21 protein-coding genes are annotated in these 22,138 nt (G+C 71.2%); 7 read left to right on the forward strand and 14 right to left on the reverse strand.

The genetic code is table 11. The annotated features are described in order from the left end of the window. Positions 1-44 precede the first annotated feature (44 nt). Positions 45-821 carry an IclR family transcriptional regulator gene (locus tag ACGFIZ_RS12540; protein ID WP_393418613.1) on the forward strand — a complete coding sequence of 259 codons (777 nt, stop codon included), beginning with the start codon at positions 45-47 and terminating at the stop codon, positions 819-821. On the opposite strand, the gene ACGFIZ_RS12545 is transcribed toward ACGFIZ_RS12540, so the two are convergent. The 6 genes from ACGFIZ_RS12545 to ACGFIZ_RS12570 all read right to left on the reverse strand — a co-directional run bounded on the left by ACGFIZ_RS12545 (position 822) and on the right by ACGFIZ_RS12570 (position 8,458). Then, entirely contained in the window at positions 822-1,625 is an 804-nt protein-coding gene (locus ACGFIZ_RS12545) for an enoyl-CoA hydratase/isomerase family protein (RefSeq protein WP_393418615.1), read from the reverse strand. Then, positions 1,622-3,868, reverse strand: a complete 2,247-nt coding sequence (locus ACGFIZ_RS12550) for a CoA transferase (RefSeq protein ID WP_393418617.1) — start codon at positions 3,866-3,868, stop codon at positions 1,622-1,624. The genes ACGFIZ_RS12545 and ACGFIZ_RS12550 overlap by 4 nt, the downstream gene beginning before the upstream one ends. Continuing rightward, positions 3,865-5,424 (reverse strand): AMP-binding protein, encoded by a 1,560-nt coding sequence (locus tag ACGFIZ_RS12555; protein ID WP_393418619.1) that lies wholly within the window; start codon positions 5,422-5,424, stop codon positions 3,865-3,867. The genes ACGFIZ_RS12550 and ACGFIZ_RS12555 overlap by 4 nt, the downstream gene beginning before the upstream one ends. Before the next feature lie 252 nt (positions 5,425-5,676). Beyond that, positions 5,677-6,699 (reverse strand): 4-hydroxy-2-oxovalerate aldolase, encoded by a 1,023-nt coding sequence (gene dmpG / locus ACGFIZ_RS12560; protein ID WP_393418621.1) that lies wholly within the window; start codon positions 6,697-6,699, stop codon positions 5,677-5,679. Next, positions 6,696-7,643: an acetaldehyde dehydrogenase (acetylating) gene (locus ACGFIZ_RS12565; RefSeq protein ID WP_393418623.1), complete on the reverse strand. Its 948-nt coding sequence runs from the start codon at positions 7,641-7,643 to the stop codon at positions 6,696-6,698. Before ACGFIZ_RS12565 ends, dmpG begins: the two co-directional genes overlap by 4 nt. Beyond that, complete coding sequence (locus tag ACGFIZ_RS12570) at positions 7,640-8,458, reverse strand: 2-keto-4-pentenoate hydratase (protein ID WP_393418625.1); 819 nt, start codon at positions 8,456-8,458, stop codon at positions 7,640-7,642. The genes ACGFIZ_RS12565 and ACGFIZ_RS12570 overlap by 4 nt, the downstream gene beginning before the upstream one ends. Positions 8,459-8,668: 210 nt before the next feature. Here ACGFIZ_RS12570 and ACGFIZ_RS12575 point away from each other — a divergent pair, with 210 nt between their 5' ends. After that, entirely contained in the window at positions 8,669-8,965 is a 297-nt protein-coding gene (locus ACGFIZ_RS12575; protein WP_393418627.1) for a GYD domain-containing protein, read from the forward strand. Positions 8,966-9,001: 36 nt separating this feature from the next. Here ACGFIZ_RS12575 and ACGFIZ_RS12580 read toward each other — a convergent pair whose 3' ends face one another. From ACGFIZ_RS12580 to ACGFIZ_RS12610, 7 genes are all read right to left on the reverse strand, one after another. Then, the gene (locus ACGFIZ_RS12580) at positions 9,002-9,160 is read right to left on the reverse strand and encodes a winged helix-turn-helix transcriptional regulator (RefSeq protein WP_393418807.1); all 159 of its coding nucleotides are present in this window, start codon (positions 9,158-9,160) and stop codon (positions 9,002-9,004) included. Between the two features lie 4 nt (positions 9,161-9,164). After that, complete coding sequence (locus tag ACGFIZ_RS12585; protein WP_393418629.1) at positions 9,165-9,428, reverse strand: aldehyde dehydrogenase family protein; 264 nt, start codon at positions 9,426-9,428, stop codon at positions 9,165-9,167. A 72-nt stretch (positions 9,429-9,500) separates the two neighbouring features. Continuing rightward, a complete protein-coding gene (locus ACGFIZ_RS12590) occupies positions 9,501-10,262 on the reverse strand; it encodes an IclR family transcriptional regulator (RefSeq protein WP_393418631.1) in 762 nt (253 codons plus the stop codon). Between the two features lie 11 nt (positions 10,263-10,273). Continuing rightward, a complete protein-coding gene (locus tag ACGFIZ_RS12595) occupies positions 10,274-11,365 on the reverse strand; it encodes an ABC transporter ATP-binding protein (protein ID WP_393418633.1) in 1,092 nt (363 codons plus the stop codon). Then, on the reverse strand, positions 11,365-13,149 hold the full coding sequence (locus tag ACGFIZ_RS12600) for an ABC transporter permease subunit (protein ID WP_393418635.1): 1,785 nt from the start codon (positions 13,147-13,149) through the stop codon (positions 11,365-11,367). The genes ACGFIZ_RS12595 and ACGFIZ_RS12600 overlap by 1 nt, the downstream gene beginning before the upstream one ends. Further along, positions 13,146-14,213, reverse strand: a complete 1,068-nt coding sequence (locus tag ACGFIZ_RS12605; protein ID WP_393418637.1) for an extracellular solute-binding protein — start codon at positions 14,211-14,213, stop codon at positions 13,146-13,148. Before ACGFIZ_RS12605 ends, ACGFIZ_RS12600 begins: the two co-directional genes overlap by 4 nt. Positions 14,214-14,329: 116 nt before the next feature. Next, a complete protein-coding gene (locus ACGFIZ_RS12610; protein WP_393418639.1) occupies positions 14,330-15,448 on the reverse strand; it encodes a PLP-dependent cysteine synthase family protein in 1,119 nt (372 codons plus the stop codon). A 134-nt stretch (positions 15,449-15,582) separates the two neighbouring features. On the opposite strand from ACGFIZ_RS12610, the gene ACGFIZ_RS12615 reads away from it, so the two are divergent. From ACGFIZ_RS12615 to ACGFIZ_RS12635, 5 genes are all read left to right on the forward strand, one after another. Beyond that, complete coding sequence (locus tag ACGFIZ_RS12615) at positions 15,583-15,969, forward strand: nuclear transport factor 2 family protein (protein ID WP_393418641.1); 387 nt, start codon at positions 15,583-15,585, stop codon at positions 15,967-15,969. Between the two features lie 32 nt (positions 15,970-16,001). After that, positions 16,002-17,603 carry a phytoene desaturase family protein gene (locus tag ACGFIZ_RS12620; protein WP_393418643.1) on the forward strand — a complete coding sequence of 534 codons (1,602 nt, stop codon included), beginning with the start codon at positions 16,002-16,004 and terminating at the stop codon, positions 17,601-17,603. A gap of 27 nt (positions 17,604-17,630) precedes the next feature. Next, the gene (locus tag ACGFIZ_RS12625) at positions 17,631-18,029 is read left to right on the forward strand and encodes a cupin domain-containing protein (protein WP_393418645.1); all 399 of its coding nucleotides are present in this window, start codon (positions 17,631-17,633) and stop codon (positions 18,027-18,029) included. Further along, positions 18,026-19,504 carry an aldehyde dehydrogenase family protein gene (locus ACGFIZ_RS12630; RefSeq protein WP_393418647.1) on the forward strand — a complete coding sequence of 493 codons (1,479 nt, stop codon included), beginning with the start codon at positions 18,026-18,028 and terminating at the stop codon, positions 19,502-19,504. Before ACGFIZ_RS12625 ends, ACGFIZ_RS12630 begins: the two co-directional genes overlap by 4 nt. Positions 19,505-19,583: 79 nt before the next feature. After that, complete coding sequence (locus tag ACGFIZ_RS12635; protein ID WP_393418649.1) at positions 19,584-21,206, forward strand: amidohydrolase; 1,623 nt, start codon at positions 19,584-19,586, stop codon at positions 21,204-21,206. A 63-nt stretch (positions 21,207-21,269) separates the two neighbouring features. Here ACGFIZ_RS12635 and ACGFIZ_RS12640 read toward each other — a convergent pair whose 3' ends face one another. After that, positions 21,270-22,124, reverse strand: coding sequence for an SMP-30/gluconolactonase/LRE family protein (locus ACGFIZ_RS12640; RefSeq protein WP_393418651.1), 855 nt, complete (start codon positions 22,122-22,124; stop codon positions 21,270-21,272). Positions 22,125-22,138 lie beyond the last annotated feature (14 nt).

The raw sequence follows: 22,138 nt of genomic DNA on the forward strand, positions 1-22,138 counted from the left end.
GGGGAAAAACGTGGACATGGGGGACCTTATGGTGAGGAAGGGTAATGAGCGTCTCTCAGACTCGCGGCTACGGTGAGGGGCTGGGGCAGGGGGCCAACAGTGTCCTGGGCAAGGCTCGGCTGATCCTCGAGTCGTTCCAGCACGACGACGTCGAGCTGTCACTCTCGGAGCTGTCCCGGCGTACCGGCATCTCCAAGGCGTCGGTGCACCGGTTGGCGCAGGAGTTGGTCGACTGGGGGATGCTGGAGCGCTCCGGCTTCGAGTACCGCCTCGGCATGCGGGCCTTCGAACTCGGCTCCCGGGTGCCGCGGTTCCGCGTGCTCCGCGATGCTGCCCGCCCGTTCATGGAGCGGCTGCACTTCGCCACCAAGGAGGCCGTGCACCTGGCCGTGCTGGACGGGCTCGAGGTCCTCTACCTCGAGAAGGTGGCAGCAGCCCAGTCGGCCAAGCCCTCCCGGATCGCCGGTCGAATGCCGCTGCACGCCACCTCGACCGGCAAGGTGCTGCTCGCGTTCTCGCCACCCTCGGTGTTCGAGGAGGTGGTCAGCCGCGAGCTGAAGCGCCTGACCCCACACACCACCGTCGCACGGGGGCTGCTGGTCGAACAGATCCGGCGGATCCACACCAACGGTTGGGGTCTGGAGCAGGAGGAGATCGCCCCCGGCTACTGCTCGGTGGCGGTGCCGCTGTTCACCGGCAACCGGACGCTCCTGGGCGCACTGTCGATCGCGGCACCGACCTACCGGGCGGACGTCACCAAGCTGGCCACGGCGCTGACCGAGGTCAGTCGCCGGATGTCCTCGGCCAACCTGATCAACTGATCACCGGCCGCTGAACCGCGGCTCCCGCTTGTCGAGGAAGGCCTGCAGGCCTTCGGCGGCATCGGCCAGATCGAGGTTGGCGCGGACGCATGCCGCCTCGACGGCGAGCGCGTCCGGGAGCGGCAGGTCCATTCCCTCGGTGACGGCGCGTTTGATCAGGCCCAGCGTCGCCGTGGGCAGCGCGGCCAGGCGCGCAGCTTCGGCGGCGACGACGGCGTCGAAGTCCTCGCCGGCCACGATGTCGACGAGGCCCTCGGCCAGCGCCTCGTCGGCGGTGAGCCGGGTGCCTTCCATCATCAGCCGCTTCGCCCGGTGCGGGCCGATGAGCCGGGGGAGACGCTGGGAGCCGCCGGCCCCCGGGAAGATGCCGAGGCGGGACTCCGGGAACCCGAAGGTCGCTCGCGCGTGCAGGATGCGCAGGTCGCAGGCGAGCGACAACTCCGCGCCGCCGCCCAGGGCGTGTCCGTTCATCGCGGCGATGACCGGCTTGGGGGCGAGCTCGAGCAGCCGCTGCACCTCGACCCAGCGACGCATCGCCGTGTAGGTGTCCGGGTCGAGCCGCCGCATCACCCGGATGTCGGCGCCGCCGACGAAGACCCGCCCCTTGCCGCGGAGGACGAGGCACCGGACGCCGGCGTCCTCGGTCAGGCTCGGCAGCATCTCGATCAGCCGCTCGATCAGCAACGGATCGACGGTGTTCACCGGACCGTTGTCGAGCACGAGCGTCGCCACCGCGCCCTCCCGCTCGATCCGGAATCCCTCCGTCGCCGCGTCGTCGCGCGCCCTCAGGTCCTCGATCGTCAAGACAGCACTCCTCGGTCGCGGAGATCTGCGATCTCCTGGGTGGTCAGTCCGAGCAGCTCGCTGAGCAGCTCCTCGGTGTGCTCGCCCAGCAACGGGGCGGGCCGGTCGAGACGGGGTGGGGTGTCGGTCAGGTGGTGCACCACGCCCTCGACCCGCACGTCCCCGGCAAGGGGGTGGTTGAGGGCCGGGTAGAAGCCGCGGGCGGCGAGCTGCGGATCGCGCTCGACGAGGTCACGACCGTCTCGGACCGGGTACGCCGGGATTCCGTGCGCCTGCAGGTGGGCGGCGGCCTGGTCGGCGTCCGTGGCCGCGACGTACTCCTCGAGCCGGCGCACCGGGTCGGTTCCGTCGGCGACGCTCGCGAGCTGCTCAGGTGAGACCCGGCCGACGGAGAGCCATCGGTCGTCCCCGGGCGCACGGAGCACGAACGGGCCGAGCCGGTCGTCGGCGACGGCAGGGACGGCGGCGTCGAGCACCGCGGTGCCCAGGTGGGCAGCCATGGCCTCGAGCTGGGAGAGGTCGACATGGCGGCCCCCACCGCGAAGCACGGAATCGAGAACGGCGACGACCGCGGCGTTCGCGGCCACCATGTCGCCGAGCCCGAAGGTGAGGCCCTGCGGGATGCCCTCGGCGCCGCCGGTCGCGTGCGTGAGCCCGGACCAGCCGGCCAGGGTGTCGGCGAAGGTGACCGCCGAGCGCCACGGCCCGGTCGCGCCGACCCCGGACATCGAGACCAGCACCGCGTCGGGGTTGAGCCGGTGCAACTGCTCGAAGTCCAGACCCCATTTGGCGAGCGTGCCGGGGGAGAAGTTCTCCACCACCACATCGACCTCGGCGGCGAGGCGGCGCAACAGTTGCGGTCCTTCCGCCGAGCGCAGGTTGAGCGCGAGACTGCGCTTGTTGCGGTTGAAGTTGAGGAAGTAGCCGCTCTCCTCGGACCCGGCCCCGGGTCGCAGTCGCATCGACGGGGCGAACCGGGTCGGGTCCTGCCGGTGGGCGGACTCGACCTTGACGATGTCCGCGCCGTGATCGCCGAGGGCCCTCGTGACGTAGGGACCGGCGAGCACCCAGGTCAGGTCGAGCACCCGCAGTCCGGCGAGTGCGCCGCCGTTGGCGCGCCGCATCCGTGGCGGCAGCCCCGCCGGTGTGTCGGCCACGCGCCAGCGCGCGTCGGTCCTGACGGCTTCGGGTGCGGCGAGCCGGACCGGCCGTGGCCGGCCGGGAGACTCGTACGGGAAACCCGCGTCGACGACGTTCCCTTCGGGCGTGCTGATCTGGAGGAAGAAGTCCCGGTCCCGCAGTTGGGGGTTGGCGACGAGGTCGGCCGGCGCGGCGACCTCCGCCCACGGCAGCGCCCGCCGGCGGGCCTCCCCGGCGATCTCGGCGGTGGTACGCCGGAGCGTCCATGCCGTGACGACCTCGTCGACGTGCGGACGGTGGCGCCAGCGGTGCACAGGGTCGCGCCACACCTCGTCGGTGAGGTCGGCGGCCTCGCCGGTCTCGTCCAGCCACGCCAACAGGTCGCTCCACATCCGGTCGGGGCCGGAGTAGCCGCCGGCGACGTAGCCGTCCGCGGTGGGGAAGACCCGGTGCGCGACGTGGCCGTAGACGCCACCGGTGCGGCCCGGGACGGTGCCGGCGTGGATCCAGGCGATGGCGCCGGTTTCGAGCGTGGCGGCGACGGCTTCCTGCACCGACACCTCGGCGAGCTGGCCGCGTCCCGTGCGGCGGCGGGCGATGACGGCGAGGAGCGCCGCGATGGCGGCGTGGCTGCCGGCGAGTTGGGTGGCCTGCCCGCGCGGTGGCGGCGTGGGGGCCTCGCCCGGCCGGCCGCCGAGCCAGGTCATGCCGCCGGCGGCCGCGGCGACGCTTCCGTCGGCGAGCCAGTCGCGGCGGGGTCCGGTGAGGCCGAACGGCGTGACCACGACATGCGCGACGTGGTCCCACGCCTCCGGGTCGGTCTTGCGCAGGTCGAGTGTGCGCAGGTCGCCGACCGGGCCGGACTCGAGCACGACGTCGGCGTCGGCCACCAGGTCGCCCACCACGCGGTCGAGCTCGGCGTCGGGCACCGTGAGCGTCCGGGTGCCGGCGTACCAGTGCAACGCGTCCGGCGGTGTGGGTGGCGCCGCGGTGTCCGTCCGGACCCGGATGACGTCGGCTCCCAGGCCGACCAGCAGCCGGACCGCGTTCGCGGCAAGGTCGTCGGTGAGGTCGAGGACACGTAGGAGCGGAACTGGGGTCATGGGATCTCCGTGGTGGCGGGGACGGACGACTCGGCGTCCCACACGTCGGATGGGATGCCGCGTCGACGCAGGGCGGCGCGGTCCAGCTTGTGGGTGGCGGTGTGCGGAAGCGTGGCCTCGATCGAGAGGTAGCGGGGAACCGCCGGTCGTGGCAGTGCGGCGCGGCAGTGCGACCAGAGGTCGGCGGCGGCGAGCGGACTGCCGGCGTGCGGCACCACGACGGCCAGCACCTCGTCCTCGGTGAGCTCGGACGGCACGGCGACGGCTGCGGCTTCGGCGACGGCCGGATGGGCGAGCAGCGCGTCCTCGACCAGGTGGGGGTCGATGTTGACGCCGCGGCGCCGGATCACGTCGCCGAGGCGTCCCTCCACGTGCAGCCAGCCGTCGACGAGCCGGCCACGGTCGCGGGTGCGGAACCAGGGGCCGACCCAGGCGCGGCGGGTCGTCTCCGCGTCCCCGACGTACCGGAGGAACGCGAACTCCGGCCGGCGGGGTCGGACCAGAATCTCGCCGACCGTGCCGTCGGCGACGTCGTGACCGGCTCCGTCGACGATCCGGATGTCGTGGTCGGCGACGACCCGACCAGCCGCGCCCGGCCGCAGGTCGTCCATCGCGGTGGTGGCCACGTCGCCGAGCTCCGTGCAGGCGTAGGCCTGCCGAAGGGTGACACCGAACCGCTCCCGGAAATCGCGGACGAGCCGGGCAGGTGCCGGCCCACCGTACGCCTTCGTGAGCAGGTGGTCCCGATCGCTGTCCGTCGGCGGCTGCGCGAGGAGCATCATGCAGACCGCGCCCATGAAGTTGAAGGCGGTCACCTGTTCACGTCGCACCAGGTCGAGGAAGCCGGAGGCGGAGAAGCGCGGCGCCATCACCACCCGTGCGCCGCTGATGAGGGCGGGCAGCAGGCTGGCGTGCCGGGCGTTGATGTGGTGCCACGGGAAGTAGCTCAGCAGCACGTCGTCGCGCCCGTAGTCCATCGCTCGGGCCACCCTGCGCGCCTGTCCGGCGGGGGCCCCGACCGGTAGCAGTGCGGCCTTGACCCGGCCGGTGGTGCCCGAGGTGGCCATGATCAGCGCGGGTGCCGTGGGCGGCAACTCGGCGGGAGTGACGCAGTGCGCCTCCGGATGCTCGGGACGCAGGGTCTGGTGCGGCCCGTCGAGGAGCTGGAGCGGGCGCCCGGTGTGCCGGGCCAGCCGTGCCGGGAGTGCGGCCTGTGCCCGGTGGGCCGACGCCACGACGACGCGGGCGGCGGCGGTGGTCACCAGGTGGTGGGCCCAGTCCTCGGGCAGGTCGTGGCCCAGTGGCAGCTCGACGGCTCCGAGCGCGGACACGGCCGCGGTGAGTGCCACCGCGTCCGGGCCGGCATCGACGCAGGTCACGACGACGTCGCCGCGGCCGATGCGCTCGGACAGGCCAACGGCCCATGCGGCAGCCCGATGCCTCAGCTGCTCAGCGGTCCAGGCCTCGCCCCCCGGCATCCGGAGGACCTCGGCCTGCGGCAGGCAGCGGGCGCGGTGCCACACGGCCTGGGCGAAGGTGGTCGGTTCTTCCCTCATGGCCGGCGCCGGCGCTGCCCTGCTGGACCCGTCCTGCTGGTGCCTGGCGCGCTCATGGCACCACCCTCGCCGTCCGGTAGCAGTTTCACGAGCGGGTCGTTCTGTTCAACGGAACCGTCGGTCCCGGCGACGATGGCGCCGCCGCCGAACGGCGACGTGCCCCTTCGCCATGCCGCGCGATCGCGACTGGGCGGCCGCGATCGCGCTGGCGATGGGGGGTCGCGCCGCGTCCCCGAACGGGAGGCGCCGGCCCTACGGCGCCGCCGGCTCCCGCGCCGCGAGCAGGTCGAGCGCGATGTCGACGATCATGTCCTCCTGGCCGCCGACCAGTTGGCGCCGGCCGACCTCGAGCAGGATCGTGCGCACGTCGATGCCGTAGCGCTCCGACGCAGCCTCGGCGTGCCGCAGGAAGCTGGAGTAGACGCCGGCGTACCCCAGGGTGAGCGTCTCCCGGTCGACCCGCACCGGCCGGTCCTGCAACGGCCGGACCAGGTCGTCGGCGGCGTCCTGCAGCGCGAACAGGTCGGCCCGGACCTTCCAGCCCTGCAGGTCGGCGACCGCGACGAACGGCTCGATCGGGCAGTTGCCGGCACCGGCGCCGTGGCCGGCGAGCGAGGCGTCGACGCGGCGCACACCCTCCTCGACGGCCACGACCGAGTTGGCGACGGAGAGCGAGAGGTTCTCGTGGGCGTGGATGCCCAGCTCCGTGGCCGGGTCGAGCACGTCCCGGTAGGCGCGGATCCGTTCGCGCACGCCGTCCATCGTGAGCCGACCGCCGGAGTCGGTGACGTAGACGCAGTGGGCGCCGTACGACTCCATCAGCTTCGCCTGCTGCGCGAGGCCGGCGGCGTCGTTGAGGTGGCTCATCATCAGGAAGCCCGACACGTCCATGCCGAGCTCGCGCGCAGTGGCTATGTGCTGGGCGGCGACGTCGGCCTCGGTGCAGTGGGTCGCCACCCGCACCGAGCGGACGCCCAGCGAGTAGGCGTGCTTCAGCTCGGCGATCGTGCCCACGCCCGGCAGCAGCAGCGTGGTCAGCCGAGCCCGGGAGAGGTTGGCGGCAGCGGCCTCGATCCACTCCCAGTCGGTGTTGCTGCCCGGACCGTAGTTGACCGAGCTGCCGGCGAGCCCGTCCCCGTGGGCGACCTCGATGGCGTCGACGCCGGCGGCGTCGAGCGCGGCCACGATCCGGCCGACGTCGGCGGGAGAGATGCGGTGGCGTACGGCGTGCATTCCGTCGCGCAGGGTGACGTCCTGGAGGAAGATGTCAGTCATGCGGCCACCTCCGTGGGCTTGCGAGTGGTCAGGCGCTCCGCGGTGCGCAAGGCCGCGGAGGTCATGATGTCGAGGTTGCCGGCGTACGCCGGCAGATAGTGCGCTGCGCCCTCCACTTCGAGGAACACCGACACCTGATGGCTCAGCGGCGCTGTGCCGGCCAACGTGTGCACCGGCTGGCCCTGGGGGATCGGCGTGATCTGCACCTGCTGCTTGAGCCGGTAGCCCGGCACGTAGGCGGCCACGTCGGCGACCATTTCCTCGATCGAGGAGCGGATGCGGTCGTGCACGGCCGGATCGTCGGCGCCGATCAGGCAGAAGACCGTGTCGCGCATGATCAGCGGCGGCTCCGCCGGATTGAGGATGATGATCGCCTTGCCGCGCGCCGCCCCACCGACGGTCTCGATCGCGTGCGAGGTGGTCTCGGTGAACTCGTCGATGTTGGCCCGGGTACCCGGCCCGGCCGACCTGGAGGCGATCGAGGCGACGATCTCGGCGTAGGCGACCGGGGTGACCCGGGAGACCGCGGCGACGATCGGGATGGTCGCCTGGCCGCCGCAGGTGACCATGTTGACGTTGGGCGCGTCGAGGTGCTCGCCGAGGTTGACCGCCGGCACCACGAAGGGCCCGAGGGCCGCAGGCGTCAGGTCGACGAGACGCTTTCCGTACGGTGCGAGCCGGGCCGCGTTGGCCTCGTGGGCCTTCGCGCTGGTGGCGTCGAAGACGATCTCGATGTCGTCGAAGCCGTCCATCGCGATGAGCCCGTCGACGCCCTCGTGGGTGGTGGGCACCTTGAGGCGACGAGCGCGGGCCAGGCCGTCGGACGCTGGGTCGATGCCGACCATCGCGCCCATCTCGAGGGTGTCGGAGAGCCGAATTACCTTGATCATCAGGTCGCTGCCGATGTTGCCCGACCCGATGATCGCGACCTTGGTCCTGCTCATGCTCGCTCCTCCTGTGCCGAGAACGTGATGGTCACGCTGCCGAGGCCGCTGATTTCGGCCGTCACCAGGGCGCCGGGATGCACGGGGTACATCGGGCCGAGCGCGCCGGAGAGCACCACCTGGCCGGCTCGCAGCGGATCCCCGAACTCCCGGGCGGTGCGGGCCAGCCAGGCCAGCGCCTCCAGGGGGTCGCCGAGGCAGGCGGCGCCGTTTCCGATGGAGACGACCTCGCCGTCGACGAGCATCCGCATCTCGACCTCGGCCGGCTCGACCTCGGCGAGCGTACGGCGCTCCGAGCCGAGCACGTAGAGCCCGCTGGACGCGTTGTCGGCGACGGTGTCGGCGAAGGTGATCTCCCAGCCGGCGATCCGGCTGTCGACGATCTCCAGTGCCGCGACGGCGTAGGCGACAGACGCCCGCACCTGGGCCGGATCGAGCGGACCGTCCGCCAGGTCGGCGCCGAGGACGAAGGCGATCTCGGCCTCTGCCCTGGGTTGCAGCAGCCGCTCGGTGGGCAGCTCGGCCCCCGCGGCGAACGCCATGTCGTCGAACAGCACGCCGAAGTCGGGCTGGTCGACGCCGAGCTGAGCCTGGACGGCGGGGGACGTCAGGCCGATCTTGCGGCCGACCACCCTGGCACCGTTGACCAGCCGTAGCTCGCTCAGCCGCTCTTGCACGGCGTACGCCGTGGCGACGTCGTCGGGCTCGATGAGGTCGCGCAATGGTGGACAGGGAATCCGGTCACGCGCGGCCGCGCGGAGGCGCTCGGCGGCCGCGTCGACCGGTGTCCTGGGGTCGGCAAGGGTGGCGTCCATGGTGCACACCGTGGCGATCAGCGGTCCATTTACCGAGCGGCGTGTTCCGCTTGCCGGAACGCGCCACATGGCCCGGCGTGCTGGAGGTGCATCCCAGGCGAGTCGGGATCGGGAGATCAACCGGCACCGGTGACCTGGCTTTATGCACATTTCGGCCATTATGCCCAGAATCAATCTTACGATGAGGTCTCTTCGTGGAGGTGAAGGACCATGCCGACGTATGTCGCGTTGCTGAACTGGACCGATCAGGGGATCCGAGGCTACAAGGACACCGCGAAGCGCGCCGAGGCCTTCGCCGCAGCGACACAGAAGCTCGGGGCGAAACTCCTGAACATTTACTGGACCGTCGGTCCGTACGACCTCGTGGCCGTCGTCGAGGCGCCCGACGACGAAACCGCCACCGCGGCGCTCCTGCAGCTCGGCGGGGCGGGCAACGTGCGTACCACGACCCTGCGGGCCTTCGGTCGAGATGAGGTGGATCGCATCATCGCCAAAACCACTGGATAGTTGTTGCAGGTCAGGACGTTGACGACGCGCTGCGCGTCACCGGATGTCGTTGTCGGGGTGGTCGCCGTCGTAGGCCTGACGGGCTTGGGCGATGGCTGCCCGGTGTGCCAGTGACCAGTCGGCGAGTGCTTTGACGAGGTGGGTGAGGCTTGCGCCGGTTTCGGTGAGGCGGTAGTCGACCTGGGCGGGCAGCAGATGATCAAGACCAGCGGGCTTGGTTCAGCGCAACGCGCAGGATCTCCCCGCGGTCGCGTGGCGCGCTCGCTGCCCAGTCCTTCCGGGCGGCGACGGCGGCATCGAGGGCCTCGACCGCGTCCTTGACGGAGCCGTCCGCGTCCGAGGCGAGGACGGACCCGTCGGCCGGGTCGCGCACCGGAAAGGTGGCTCCCTCCTCCGCCTCGCGCCAGCCGCCGGCGATGAAGAGGCCACGCTGATCGGGTCCGGGCAGAACACGTCCGGGCATGAGCGGATGAACTCCTCGGGTTGCCTGGCAGGGGTGGTGGTGCCGGGTCCGGCGACTCGATCGGTGGGGGACTCAGGAGCTGGCGGCCGTCGCCGCCCGCCGCAGAGTCGCCTGGATCTTCGCGACGTACTGCTCGTCCGACCGGGTCATCGGGACCACCACGGCCAGGACGCCGAGAAGGAGGTCGCCCCGCAGGACAGGCGCTGCGACGGCCCACGACTCCTCGGTCGATTCGCGGCCGCTGTAGGCCATGCCACGTTCTCGGATGACGGCGCACTCGGCCCGCAGATCGGCCAGGGTGCGTACGGCGCCGGACTCCGTCCTGAACTCGTTGGTGCCCGGTGGCAAACCGAGGTAGCCGTGCTCGGCGTTGCTGAAGGCGATCAGGGCCTTGCCGGCGGCGCCCAGGTGCACCGGCCCGCGCTCACCGGGGTGGCAGACCCTCCGTACGAGCCTGCCGGACTCCGCCGACTCGATGCAGACACGGTCGTTTCCGGAACGGACGAAGAACGTCACGGTCTCGTCGAGCTCGTCCCGGAGGCTGGCGACGGCCTCCCGCGCGAGCTTGCGGATTCCCGACCACTGGTCGCCGGCGTACAGGAGCGCGGTCAGTTCGGGTCCGGGGACGAACTGACCGTCCTTGTCCTGTTCGAGGAAGTCGGCCATCTTCAGGGTCGCCAGGAGCCGCGACGCGGTGCTCAGGCTGACGCCGGCCTCGCCGGCGAGCTCGGTGAGTGTCCGGCTTCCACGAGCGGCCGCGGAGAGCAGGTTGAGCGCACGGATCACCGACCGGACGCCGCGCTGCTCGGTGGGCTCGTCTTCCAGCACGGTCACCGGGTCCTCCTTCATCGTTCGGCTGTGGAGCCGAAGACGTTCACGTCGCGTGTCCGCCACATCATGCCGACCGTCTCGCCGGTGCGGTAGGGATGCTCGCCGTCATCGTGTTGCATCTGCACCCGCACGGGGCCGAGTGTCTCAGAGTGGACGGTGTACATCGTGTGCGAGCCGAGGTACAGACGGTGGGTGATCTTCCCGGTGCAGTTGCTGAACCCGGGAGGCGGGGCGGCTGCGACGTCCGTCAGCGCGATCCGCTCCGGCCGCAGCGTGGCCACCGCCGCGTCGGCGGGCACGCTCCTGCCGTCGTCGAGTGACAGCAGTCCGCCGTTCTCGACGCTCAGCCGGCCCGGGGCCTCGGGACGGACCGCGAGCATGTTGTTGGTGCCGAGGAAGTCCGCGACGAAGGCGGACCGGGGGTGCTCGTAGAGCTCCCGTGGCGTCCCCACCTGCTCGATCCGGCCGTGGTTCATCAGGGCGACGCGGTCGGACATCGACATCGCCTCCTCCTGGTCGTGGGTGACGTAGACCATCGTCACCTTCAGCGCCTGCTGGAGCTGCCGGAGTTCGACCTGGAGGCGTTGCCGCAGCTTCCGGTCGAGGGCTCCCAGCGGCTCGTCCATGAGCAGGAACGCCGGGTCGAACACGACCGCCCGCGCGACCGCGATCCGCTGCTTCTGGCCGCCGGAGAGCTGGTCGGGCAGCCGGTCGGCCGCGGCGGCCATGTCGACCAGCGCGAGCGCCCGGTCCACCCGCTCGGCGATGACCTCGCGCGGCTCCCTGCGCATCTCAAGCGGGAACGCGAGGTTGTCGCGGACCGACATGTGGGGGAACAGCGCGTAGTCCTGGAAGACGACACCGATGTTGCGCTTGTCGCTCGGCACGCGCGCGATGTCGGTGCCGTCGACGCGGATGGTTCCCGAGGTCGGGTCGGTGAAACCGGCGAGCATCATCAGGGTCGTGGTCTTCCCCGACCCGGACGGGCCGAGCACGGTGAAGAACTCGCCGGGCTCGATGGTGAGGGTGAGGTCGTCGACGGCGACGTGGTCGGCGTACTCCTTGCGGACGTTGTCGAAGTGGATCGCGCCATGGCTGAGGGTCATCAGTTGCTCCTCGAGATCTTGATGAGGCGGCGGAACAGCGCGTAGCCGAGCCAGATGACAGCCGCGCAGGCCATGACGAAGACGGAGATCACCGCCACGGTCGGGTTGGTCTCCAGGGAGAGCGCTTCGAAGATCCGCTTGGGGAGCGTCTTGACGTGAACGCCGGAGAGGAAGATCGCGACGGTCGACTCGTCGAACGAGGTCAGGAACGCGAAGAGGCTGGCGGTGACGATGGACGGGGCGATCAGCGGCAGCACGATTCGGCGCAGCTGGACCGTCCGGCTCGCCCCCAGGCTGGACGCGGCTCGCTCGTACCCCGGGTTGAGCGAGCGGAGACCCGCGCTGACCACGCTGAACACGAACGGCAGGGCCAGCGTCACGTGGGCCAGGACGATCCCCACCTCGGTGTCGACGAGCCCGATCCGCTCGAACTCCACGTAGAAGCCGGCAGCGGCGACCACCGTCGGGAACAGCAGCGGCAGCATCATCAGGGTCGAGGTCAGCGCACCCCACCCGTGGACCGTTCCCCGGACGACGGCCATCGCGGCGAGCGTCCCGAGCACTCCGGCGATGACGGTCACGAAGAGCGCGATCCGCACGCTGACCGTGAGCGGGTCGAGCCAACTGGCGGTGAAGAACTCCGAGTACCACTGGGTCGAGTAGCCGACCGGCGGGAAGACCAGCGCCTTGGTGGCGGCGAACGAGATCGGGATGACGATGAACTGCGGCGCCAGCACGAGGACGCCGAGGGCGGCGGCCAGGGCCTTCGGCAGCCCACGGCTGCGGGTGACGCCGAGGCGGTCGAGCCCGCCGGCGGCGCGTCCCGCGAGCCGGAGGACGCGTCCGCCCCCGCGCCTGCTGTGGCGCGAGCGGGTGGCCGCGGCGCCGGATCGCCCGGCGAGTTCGGTCGTCGACATCCCGGTCAGCCGCTGGAAGGCGAGGACGATGACCAGGACCAGGGCGCCGAGCACGAGCGCGGCGGCCGAGGCGAGGCCGTAGTCGCCGCTCTGCTTGATCGCACTGTGGATCAGCGAGCCGAGCATGCTGCCCTTGGAACCGCCGAGCAACGCGGGAATCACGAATGCGCCGATGCCGTAGACGAAGCACAGGACCGATCCCGCCTGGATGCCGGGCTTGGTCAACGGCAGGTAGATCCGGACGAACGCCTGGGCCGGCCCGGCGCCCAGGCTGGTCGCGGCGCGCACCCGGGAGTCGCCGACCGCGCGCATCGTGGCGGCCAGCGGCAGGATCATCAGCGGCAGCAGGTAGTGGGAGAGGCTGACGACGACCGCGATCGGCGTGAAGACCATCGCGATCGGCTCCAGCCCGAACTGTTCGATCAGCTTGTTGACCGGGCCCTGACGCCCGAGGATCACCAGCCAGGAGAACGACCGCAGCAGGATCGAGGTCAGGTACGGGGCCATGATCGCCACCGTCAGGAAGGTGCGCAGCCAGGTGCCGCCGTGCACCATCTGGTATGCGATCGGGTAGCCGAGGACCAGCGCCACGAGTGTCGAGGCGGCGGAGATCAGGATCGTCCGCACGATGCTGTCGACGTAGCCGGAGTGCCCGAGGAGCCGGGTGAAGTTCTCCACGCCGAAGGTCGGCTCCGTCACGCTGCGCAGGCAGAGGATCGCGACGGGAAGCACGAAGACCAGGGTCACGACCAGGACCGCGGGAATCCCGCTGAGGTCCCAGCCGCGCGGGCGGCGCCGCCGGCCCCCCGGGGTACGGGGGGCCGGCCGCGAGAGGCCCGCGTCCGGGGCTGTCGGAGTGGTGGTCACGCGTGCTGCCAGTCCTGCCAGCGCTTGAGCGCGTCCGCGCCGTTCTTGGCCCACCAGTCCACGTCGATGCGGAAGGTCTCGTCGCTGGCGGTCTCCTCGGTGCCGGGAAGGTCGGCGCGGGTCTTGGCGTCGAGGCCGTCGAGCACCGACTTCTGCGACGGCGTGTAACCGAGCTTGTCCATGATCGCCTTCTGGACCTCGGGCTTCAACGAGTACTTGATCGCGTTGAGGGCGTCCGGCCCGTCCGGCGCGCCCTTGGGGATGACGAGCTGCTGAACGGAGAGGACGGCGCCCTCCCAGGTGTAGTCCAGCGGCACCGCGCCGCTCTTGGCGATGCTCTTGATCCGCGCGAGGTTCCCGTAGCCCATCGCGATCTCGCCCTGCGAGATCGCGTTCTGCAGGTCACCGTTGGAGGGGAAGAAGACGGTGTCGTTGCGGATGGTGTCGAGTTTGGCGAAGGCGCGGTCCAGGTCGAGCGGATAGAGCTGGTCGACCGGGACGCCGTCGGCGATCAGGGCGCCCTCGAGGATGCCCCAGGGCAGCGCCACCATGCCGCGCTTGCCCGGGATGCCCTTCGTGTCGAACAGGTCGGCCCAGGAGTCGAGGCCGCCGGCTACCTCGTTCTTGTTCCAGAACAGGTTGCGGGAGAACGTGTACCACGGCACCGAGTACTCGGTGACCGCGCTCGGGTCGGCGAACCCGTCGAGGCCCTTGGTGTCGATCGGTTGGAGGATGCCGGCGGCCATGAACTGGGCGAGCGAGGAGTCCTCGGCGTCGATCAGGTCGAGGGTCATCGACCCGGACTTGGACATCTGCACCAGCTTGGCGACGTCGGAGCCGCTGCTGTCGTAGAGGACCTTGACGTCGGCGTCCTTCGAGTACGGGTCGAACAGCGCCGCCTTGACGGCCTCCTCGTAGGTGCCGCCGAATCCGGCGTACGTGATCGACCCCTTCTCGTCGCCACCGCCCGAGCAGGCTGTGAGGCTGCCCAGGGCCACGACGACCGCGGCCAGCACGGCGCCGACGCGACGCCGGCCCCTGCTCACGTCGAGAGTTGTTCGCATTAGGGTTCCTTCTTGGTCTGGGCGGCCGGTCGAGCGAATGAACCACCTCGGTTGCTCTTCCATACAATGGAAGTGTGACTTCCATTGCAGATGCTGGTGGCCTGGATGGCGGCCTGTCAAGAGCCGCAGCCAGGCGTTCCTGCGATCACACCGGCGAGTGACCCCGAACGTTCGTATTCGTCCAGTACCGCGAGGTATGGCGCCACGTCGATGCCCTGGCACGCACGCCAGGACGCGTCGTAGTACGTCGAGGCGTAGCGTTCGCCGCCGTCGCAGATCAGGCTCACGACGCTGCCCCGCTCGCCGCCACGCTCCAGTCGGGCGATCAGGCGGAGGGTCGCCCACATGCTCGTCCCGGTCGAGGGTCCGACCCGGCGGCCCAGGCGGCGCGAGGTCCACAGCATCGTCGCGACCGACGCCGCGTCCGGCACGCGGACCATCTCGTCGATCACCTCGGGTACGAAGGACGGCTCGACCCGGGGGCGGCCGATCCCCTCGATCCGGGAGCCTTCGGCCGACCGCAGTCCGCGGTCGCCGAGGCGCCAGGCGTCGAGGAAGACCGAGTTCTCGGGATCGGGCACCAGCAGCCGGGTGGGGTGCCGCCGGTAACGGAGGTAGCGGCCGATGGTCGCCGCCGTGCCGCCGGTTCCGGCGCTGGCGACGATCCAGGCCGGGACCGGGTGCGCCTCGCCGGACAGCTGCTCGAAGATCGACTCGGCGATGTTGTTGTTGCCGCGCCAGTCGGTGGCCCGCTCGGCGTAGGTGAACTGGTCGAGGTAGTGGCCGCCGAGTTCGGCGGCGAGACGCCGCGCCTCGTCGTACACCTGTCCCGGATGATCCACCACCTGGCAGCGCCCGCCGTGCCACTCGATGAGGTCGACCTTGGCCGGGCTGGTCGTGGTCGGGACGACGGCGATGAAGGGCAGGCCCAGCAGGCGGGCGAAGTATGCCTCGGAGACCGCGGTCGAGCCGCTGGAGGCCTCGACCACCGTGGTGGTCGGACCGATCCAGCCGTTGCACAGCGCGTACAGGAAGAGCGAGCGGGCGAGCCGGTGCTTGAGGCTTCCGGTCGGGTGCGAGGACTCGTCCTTCAGGTAGAGGTCGATGCCGTGCCGACCGGGCAGGTCGAAGGCCAACAGGTGCGTGTCGGAACTGCGGTTGGCGTCGGCCTCGACGCGGCGGATCGCCTCGTCGACCCAGGTCCGGTCGGCCCGGGTCTGCTCGCACGTCGTCATTCCAGGTCTCCTTCGGGATCTTCCTCCGACCGCTCTCGCGGAGGTCGCGGCAGCGCTTGACCGTGCTCGGATTCGGGGGCATCCTATGGCACGGAAGTCAGACTTCCACTGCATGGAAGATTCGAGGGAGTCCAGTGACCAACCAACCCGTGGACCCGGCCGACACCCGAGCGATCGAGGACGTCCTCAACCGGGTCGCCTACATCCTCGACACCCACGAGTACGACCGGCTCGGAGAGGTCTTCTCGCCCGGGATCTCCTTCGACAACCCGGGCCGTCTCACGGCCAGCGGGCTCGACGAGGTGATCGCGGCCTTCACGGCGATCACGACGCCCGCGGTCAGCCACCACATCACGAACGTGGTGGTGGACGCCGTCGACGACGACACCGCCGAATGCCACAGCAAGGCGCTCGCCCTGCGGGCGGGAGGCCAGGTCACCGCCGCGATCTACCGCGACACCGTAACCCGCACCGACGCGGGATGGCGCATCTCGGCTCGACGTATCAGCCCGCTGGGCTGACCCTGCAACGGCGACGGAACGAGAGGAAGCGGATGGAGCAGGCGTACGACGTGATCGTCGTCGGGACCGGGCACAGCGGCCTGGTGGCCACCGGGTACCTGGCTCGGGCAGGGTTGAAGGTGCTCGCCCTGGAGCGCCGCGACGTCGTCGGTGGCACCTGCGTCACCGAGGAGATCTTCCCGGGCTACCGCGGGAGCAGCGTGGCCAACGCGAGCCACAGCCTCGATCCGCGTATCGCCCAGGAGCTCGAGCTGGAGAAGTACGGGCTCCGCTTCGCCCACCCGCCGCTCGGATCCCTGACCCTCTTCGAGGACGGCCGGGCCCTGCCGGCCTGGCCGGACCGGGCCAAGCGCCGGGCGGTCATGGAGCAGTTCGCGCACGGGGACGCCGACCTCGACGGCTACGCCTCGGTCATCGGGCTGTACGCCTCGGTGGCCCGACAGATGAAGGTTTCCTTCTACGACCCGCCGCCGTCGTTCGCCGAGGTGGCCGCGCGTTTCACCACGCCGCGCCAGCGCCGCGACTTCGAGTCGATCATGTTCGGTCCGGTCGCGGACATCCTCGAGGAGCGGCTCTCGTCGCCGCAGCTGCAGGCGTTCTTCGCCGGCACCGCGGTCGCGACCAACTTCGTCGGCCCGCGGACACCGGGCAGCGGCTACCTGCTGCTTCAGCGGCCGCTGTGGGAGGAGTCGCTGCGCGGCGTCGGCACCAACGACGACAACGAGCTGATGATGCGCAACGCCGCGCCGCTGGGCGGCATCGGCGCCGTGACCGGCGCGATGGCGGAGTCCGCCCGCGCCCACGGCGCCACGATCCTCACCGGCGCGGAGGTCGAGCGCATCCTCTGCGAGGACCAGCGGGTCGTCGGTGTCGTCCTCACCGACGGGCGCGAGTTCCGCGCTCCCCGGGTCGTCTCCAACGCGAACCCGAAGCTGACCCTGACCAGGCTGGTCGGGCCCGAGGACATCGGGGAGGACCTCTACGACCTCGCCAAGGCGGTCAGCATGAAGGGCACCTCCGCCAAGGTCCACCTCGCGCTCGACGGCACCCCGCGGTTCGCCGCCGCCCGGGACGAGGAGGAGAACCGCCTCTTCCTCGGCACCAACTTCCGGATCGCGGCCAGCATCGACGTGCTCCAGAACGCCTACAACGAGGCGGTGCTCGGGCGCTGGAGCAAACGACCGACCGTCACCGCGATGATCGACTCGGCGCACGACCCCTCGCTGACCCCACCGGGATGCCACTTCGTCAGCATCAGCGTCCGCGGGGTCCCCTATCACCTGGCCGAGGGCACCTGGGACGAGCAGCGCGACGACCTGGGCAAGGCCGTGGTCAGCACGTTGGAGCAGCACATCCCGAACCTGTCCGAGATCCTCGCCGGCGTACACGTCTACTCGCCGTTGGACCTCGAGCGCGAGTTCGCCCTCGTCGAGGGCAACGGCGCCCACGGCGACATCGTGCCCGGACACATCTTCGACTCGCGCCCGATCCCTGGCTGCGCCGACTACCGGACCCCGGTCGAGGGGCTCTACCTGACCGGCGTCGGCAACTGGCCGGGCAACTTCATGAGCGGCGTCACCGGCTACAACGCGAGCAACCGCGTGCTGGCCGACGTCCGCCGCACCACCGACTGACCCGCCCCCACGAACCAGAGGAGCATGATGATCATCGGACGAGGCATTCCGGGGGACCGGGTGTCGGCCATGCGGTCGGCGACCACGACCGGACAGGTCTGGTCGGACATCGTCCTGGCCGACGGCGGGACCCGCGCCCTCAACATGTTCTTCGCGCCCGGGTCGCGCACGCACTGGCACCGGCACCCGGGCGGCCAGATGCTCTACACCGTCTCCGGCGAGGGCTGGATCCAGGAGCGCGGCGGCGAGGTGGTGGTGATGCGCCCGGGCGACGTCGTCTGGACCGAGCCCGGCGTCGAACACTGGCACGGCGCCACCGCGTCCGCCCAGCTGGTGCAGTTGGTGATGCACTTCGGTGACGTCGAGTGGACCGGAGAGGTCGGCGAGGACGAGTACGCCGTCTGCGGCGCCGAGGGCGCGCGATGAGCAGCCGGCCGGCCGACCTGGTCGCACGACTCGTGGGCGGCAGGCCGGGCTCGTGGATCGGCGGCACCTGGGTGACCTCCCCGGACGCGTTCGCGGTCCACGAACCGGCCACCGGGGCCACGATCTGCACGGTCGCCGACGCCGACGCCGACCAGGCCGCCGCGGCGGTCGCTGCGGCGGCGACCGCCCTCGACGGGTGGTCCTCGGCGACCGGCTGGCAGCGCTTCGAGGTTCTCCGCCGCGCGACCGACCTGCTGGGGGAGCGGGTCGAGGCCATCGGCGAGCTCATCAGCGCGGAGACCGGCAAGCCGCTGGCCGAGGCGGTCGGCGAGGCCCGCAACACGGTTCGCTTCTTCGAGTGGTTCAGCCACGAGACGCTGCGGCTTCCCGGCGAGGCCTGGGCCGACGTCGCGCCCGGCCGCGACGCCCTCGTGCTGCACGAGCCGATCGGGGTGGTCCTGGCGATCACGCCGTGGAACTTCCCGGCGTTCATGGTGGCCTGCAAGGTCGGCGCCGCCCTCGCGGCCGGCTGCACGGTCGTACTGAAGCCGGCCCCGCAGACGCCGCTCACCGCGCTGGCCATCGCGCGCTGCTTCGAGGAGGCGGGTCTCCCGTCCGGTGTCCTGAACGTCGTCGTCGCCGGCGATCCGCAGCGGGTCAGCGACGTCCTGCTGGACGCCCCCGAGGTCGCGTGCATCAGTTTCACCGGCTCGCGCAGGGTGGGCGAACTCGTCATGCGCAAGGCCGCGGCGTCGATCAAGCGGGTCCTTCTCGAGTTGGGCGGCAACGCGGCCGCGGTGGTGCTACCCGACGCGGACGTCGTCCGGACCGCGCGTGACCTGGTTCGGGCGCGGTTCCTCAACTCCGGGCAGGCGTGCATGGCCGCCAACCGGGTGTACGTCGTCGAGTCGAAGGCCGGCGACCTGGTCGCCGAACTCGCCGCGGCGGTCGACCAGATCGTCCTCGGCGACCCGCGCGACCCGGCGACCACGATGGGCCCGCTCATCGACCACGCCGCCGTCGGACGGATCGAGGCGCAGTTGGCCGAGGCCGTGACGGGCGGCGCGACCGTCGTCGCGGGCGGCACCCGGACCGCCGAGAACGAGGCGAGTGCGTTTTTGGCGCCGACGCTGCTGACCGCCGAGGGAAAGAGCCAGCCCGCGGTACTCGGTGAGGAGTTCTTCGGCCCGGTGCTCAGCGTCATCCGCTGCGCCGACGTCGACGAGGCCGTCCGGTTGGCCAATGCGACCGAGTACGGCCTTGCGGCGTACGTGTTCGGCGGTGACCAGGCCGCCGCGACCGCGGTCGCCCGGAAGCTCAGGGCGGGCTCCGTCGGCGTCAACGCTCCGCTGGTCAGCGAGCCGGCCCTGCCGTTCGGTGGCATGCGCGGCAGTGGCCTCGGACGGGAGCGGGGACGCCTCGGCGTCGAGGAGTACCTGGAAACCAAGACCGTGCAGATGCCCGCCGTCCGCTGACGCACACTCCCTGACCCGCCACCGTCGGCCCCCTCTCCCGACGGCGGTTTCGCAACCATGCCCAGAAAGAGGTAGAGCAGTGCCAACAGAGACAGTGTGCTTCGTCGGTGGCCGGGTCCACACGATGGACCGCGCCGGAACCGTCGCGGAGGCGTTTCGCGCCGAGGGCGGCCGGATCACGGCGATCGGGACGACGGAGGAGATCCTCGCGGGCGCCGGAGGGGCGCGGGTCGTCGACCTGGCCGGTGCGGCGGTGCTCCCCGGACTGGTCGACTGCCACTCCCACCTGGAGCTGCTCGCCTTTTCCTGGGAGCTCGCCGTCGACTGCCGCTCGTCCCGCGTGTCGAGCATCGAGGAGATGGTCTCGGTGCTCGCGGAGCGCGCCGGTTCCACGGCCGCCGGCGAGTGGATCCTCGGTCAGGGGGAGCACTACCAGAATCTCAAGCTCGCCGAGGGGCGCTATCCCGACCGGTACGACCTGGACCGGGTCAGCACCACCCACCCGGTGATGTACCGGGCGAGCTACCACCTCAACGTCTTCAACTCCCTGGCCCTGGAGCTGCTGGGGGTCGACGACGACACCCCGGACGCGCCCGGCGGCCGGATCGAGCGCGACCCGGCCACCGGCGTCGCCACCGGCCGCACCTACGACATGTTCGAGCCGCTCGGCGGCCCGCAGCCGCCGGTCGAGGAGCTCGCGGCGGCGATCAAGCGGGTGCAGGACCGGTACCTCGCAGTCGGCGTCACCACCCTCGGCGACATCCCGCTGCACCGCGAGGGGCTGGAGGCGATCGCCTCCGTCGCCGCGGACCGTGAGCTGGTGCTGCGCGCCGCGCTGTACCCGAAGCTGGAGGCCGTGGTGTCGGCCGAGGACGTGCGCGCCGGCCGTACCAGGGAGCGCATCGACGCCCTCGATCCGGACCATCTCGCGATGGTCGGCTTCAAGGTCTTCCTCGACGGCGGGCTCACCGCCGGCGCGGCCGCCCTCCACCAGGACTACCCCGGCCAGCCCGGCTACCGCGGCGAACTCGCGTTCACCGACGAGGAGGTCGCCGCCCTGGTCGCCACCGCGGACGAGGCGGGCCTGCAGATCGCCATGCACGCGATCGGCGACCGCGCCCTCGACCAGGCTCTCGACGGCGCGTTGGCACTGCCGGTCGAGCGGCACGGGGCCGCCCGGCACCGCATCGAGCACGCGGGCAACATGTTCATGACCGACGAACGGATCAAGCGGCTGGCAGCCTCCGGAGTCGTCCCCGTTCCGCAGCCGGCCTTCATCCTGACCACCGCGGCCGGATACGTCGCGCACCTGGGCAGCGACCGGATCGGGACCGTGATGCCGTTCCGCACGCTGATCGACCACGGCCTGCCGATCCCGGGCAACTCCGACGCGATCGGCATCACCGAGGACCAGCACGACCCGTTCCCGGCGATGCAGGCCGCGGTCACCCGGCGTACCAACGACGGCGACGTGCTGGCTGCCCAGGAGGCGGTCACGGTCGAGGAGGCGCTGCGGATGTACACCGAGTGGGCGGCGTTCTCGATCGGCTGGGAGGACCGGGTCGGCTCGCTCGAGGTGGGCAAGTTCGCCGACTTCGTCGTCCTGGACGCGGACCCGTTGGAGACCGCGCCGACGGAGCTGGCCGCCCTGACCGTCGTGCAGACCTGGATCGGCGGAACGCTGGTCTTCGAGAGGGGCTGAGCGCGGACGAGCGGGATCGGTGGCGCACTGGCCGTGACGATCGGCATCGACCCGTCGGCGCGGTCAGCCCACGAAGGTGTGATCGGGGAACCCGGGCACCTCTGGTCGAATCCGGAACAGAGCCCCCGCGGGGGAGCGGTCCTCGGCCGGCAGGCCCTCGCGGGAGGTCGTGATGTAGAGGTCGGTGTGGTCCGGGCCGCCGAACGCGCATGCGGTCGGGCGCCGGACCGGCAGCTCCACGACGGCGGTGAGACGGCCGTCCGGCGCGTACCGGTGGACGACGCCCCCGTCCCACAGCGCGACCCAGACACCGCCCTCGACGTCGAGGCACAGTCCGTCTGGCGTGCCCGTGTCAAGAGGCACCGCTACGGCTGGCCGTCGGTCATGCAACTCGCCCGTGGTCACGTCGAAGGCGAAGGTGTCTATCCGGTTGGTGGCCGAGTCGACGTACCAGGCGGTCCCGCCGTCCCGGGTCCAGGCCAAGCCGTTGGAGACAGTGAGCCCGGTGAGCACCGTCTCGACCGAGCCGCCGGGGTCGAGCCGGTGCAGCGCGGCCCGACCCGGCGCGGCGTCGTAGGCCATGGAGCCGCAGTAGAAGCGCCCGAGCGGGTCGCACCCGCCGTCGTTCATCCGGACCGACGGATCCGACCAGATCTCGGGCAGCAGATCCACCGAGTCCCCTGTCAGCAGCGCGAAGCCCCGCTCGACGGCCGCGACCAGTCCACCACCGGAGCGCGGCCGCACGGCCGCGACCAACGGGGCGACGTGCCGGCGGCTGATCTCCCCGGTGGCCGGGTCCAGAGCCAGGACGTCGCCGACCAGCATGTCGACCCAACGCACCCGCTGGTCGGCAGGGCACCACACCGGCCCCTCCCCGTGTCCGGCGACCGGCGGAGTGACCTGCTCCACGAGACTCATCGGACTCCTTCCGG

Origin of the sequence: Micromonospora sp. NPDC048830, from assembly GCF_043198215.1 — a bacterium.
Taxonomy (GTDB): Bacteria; Actinomycetota; Actinomycetes; order Mycobacteriales; family Micromonosporaceae; genus Micromonospora.

Coding starts and splice junctions, on each gene's coding strand:
- ACGFIZ_RS12540 (WP_393418613.1), top strand. CDS start 45: ATGAGCGTCTCTCAGACTCGCGGCTACGGTGAGGGGCTGGGGCAGGGG.
- ACGFIZ_RS12550 (WP_393418617.1), bottom strand. CDS start 3,868: ATGACCCCAGTTCCGCTCCTACGTGTCCTCGACCTCACCGACGACCTT.
- ACGFIZ_RS12555 (WP_393418619.1), bottom strand. CDS start 5,424: ATGAGGGAAGAACCGACCACCTTCGCCCAGGCCGTGTGGCACCGCGCC.
- dmpG (WP_393418621.1), bottom strand. CDS start 6,699: ATGACTGACATCTTCCTCCAGGACGTCACCCTGCGCGACGGAATGCAC.
- ACGFIZ_RS12565 (WP_393418623.1), bottom strand. CDS start 7,643: ATGAGCAGGACCAAGGTCGCGATCATCGGGTCGGGCAACATCGGCAGC.
- ACGFIZ_RS12570 (WP_393418625.1), bottom strand. CDS start 8,458: ATGGACGCCACCCTTGCCGACCCCAGGACACCGGTCGACGCGGCCGCC.
- ACGFIZ_RS12575 (WP_393418627.1), top strand. CDS start 8,669: ATGCCGACGTATGTCGCGTTGCTGAACTGGACCGATCAGGGGATCCGA.
- ACGFIZ_RS12585 (WP_393418629.1), bottom strand. CDS start 9,428: ATGCCCGGACGTGTTCTGCCCGGACCCGATCAGCGTGGCCTCTTCATC.
- ACGFIZ_RS12595 (WP_393418633.1), bottom strand. CDS start 11,365: ATGACCCTCAGCCATGGCGCGATCCACTTCGACAACGTCCGCAAGGAG.
- ACGFIZ_RS12605 (WP_393418637.1), bottom strand. CDS start 14,213: ATGCGAACAACTCTCGACGTGAGCAGGGGCCGGCGTCGCGTCGGCGCC.
- ACGFIZ_RS12610 (WP_393418639.1), bottom strand. CDS start 15,448: ATGACGACGTGCGAGCAGACCCGGGCCGACCGGACCTGGGTCGACGAG.
- ACGFIZ_RS12620 (WP_393418643.1), top strand. CDS start 16,002: ATGGAGCAGGCGTACGACGTGATCGTCGTCGGGACCGGGCACAGCGGC.
- ACGFIZ_RS12625 (WP_393418645.1), top strand. CDS start 17,631: ATGATCATCGGACGAGGCATTCCGGGGGACCGGGTGTCGGCCATGCGG.
- ACGFIZ_RS12630 (WP_393418647.1), top strand. CDS start 18,026: ATGAGCAGCCGGCCGGCCGACCTGGTCGCACGACTCGTGGGCGGCAGG.
- ACGFIZ_RS12640 (WP_393418651.1), bottom strand. CDS start 22,124: ATGAGTCTCGTGGAGCAGGTCACTCCGCCGGTCGCCGGACACGGGGAG.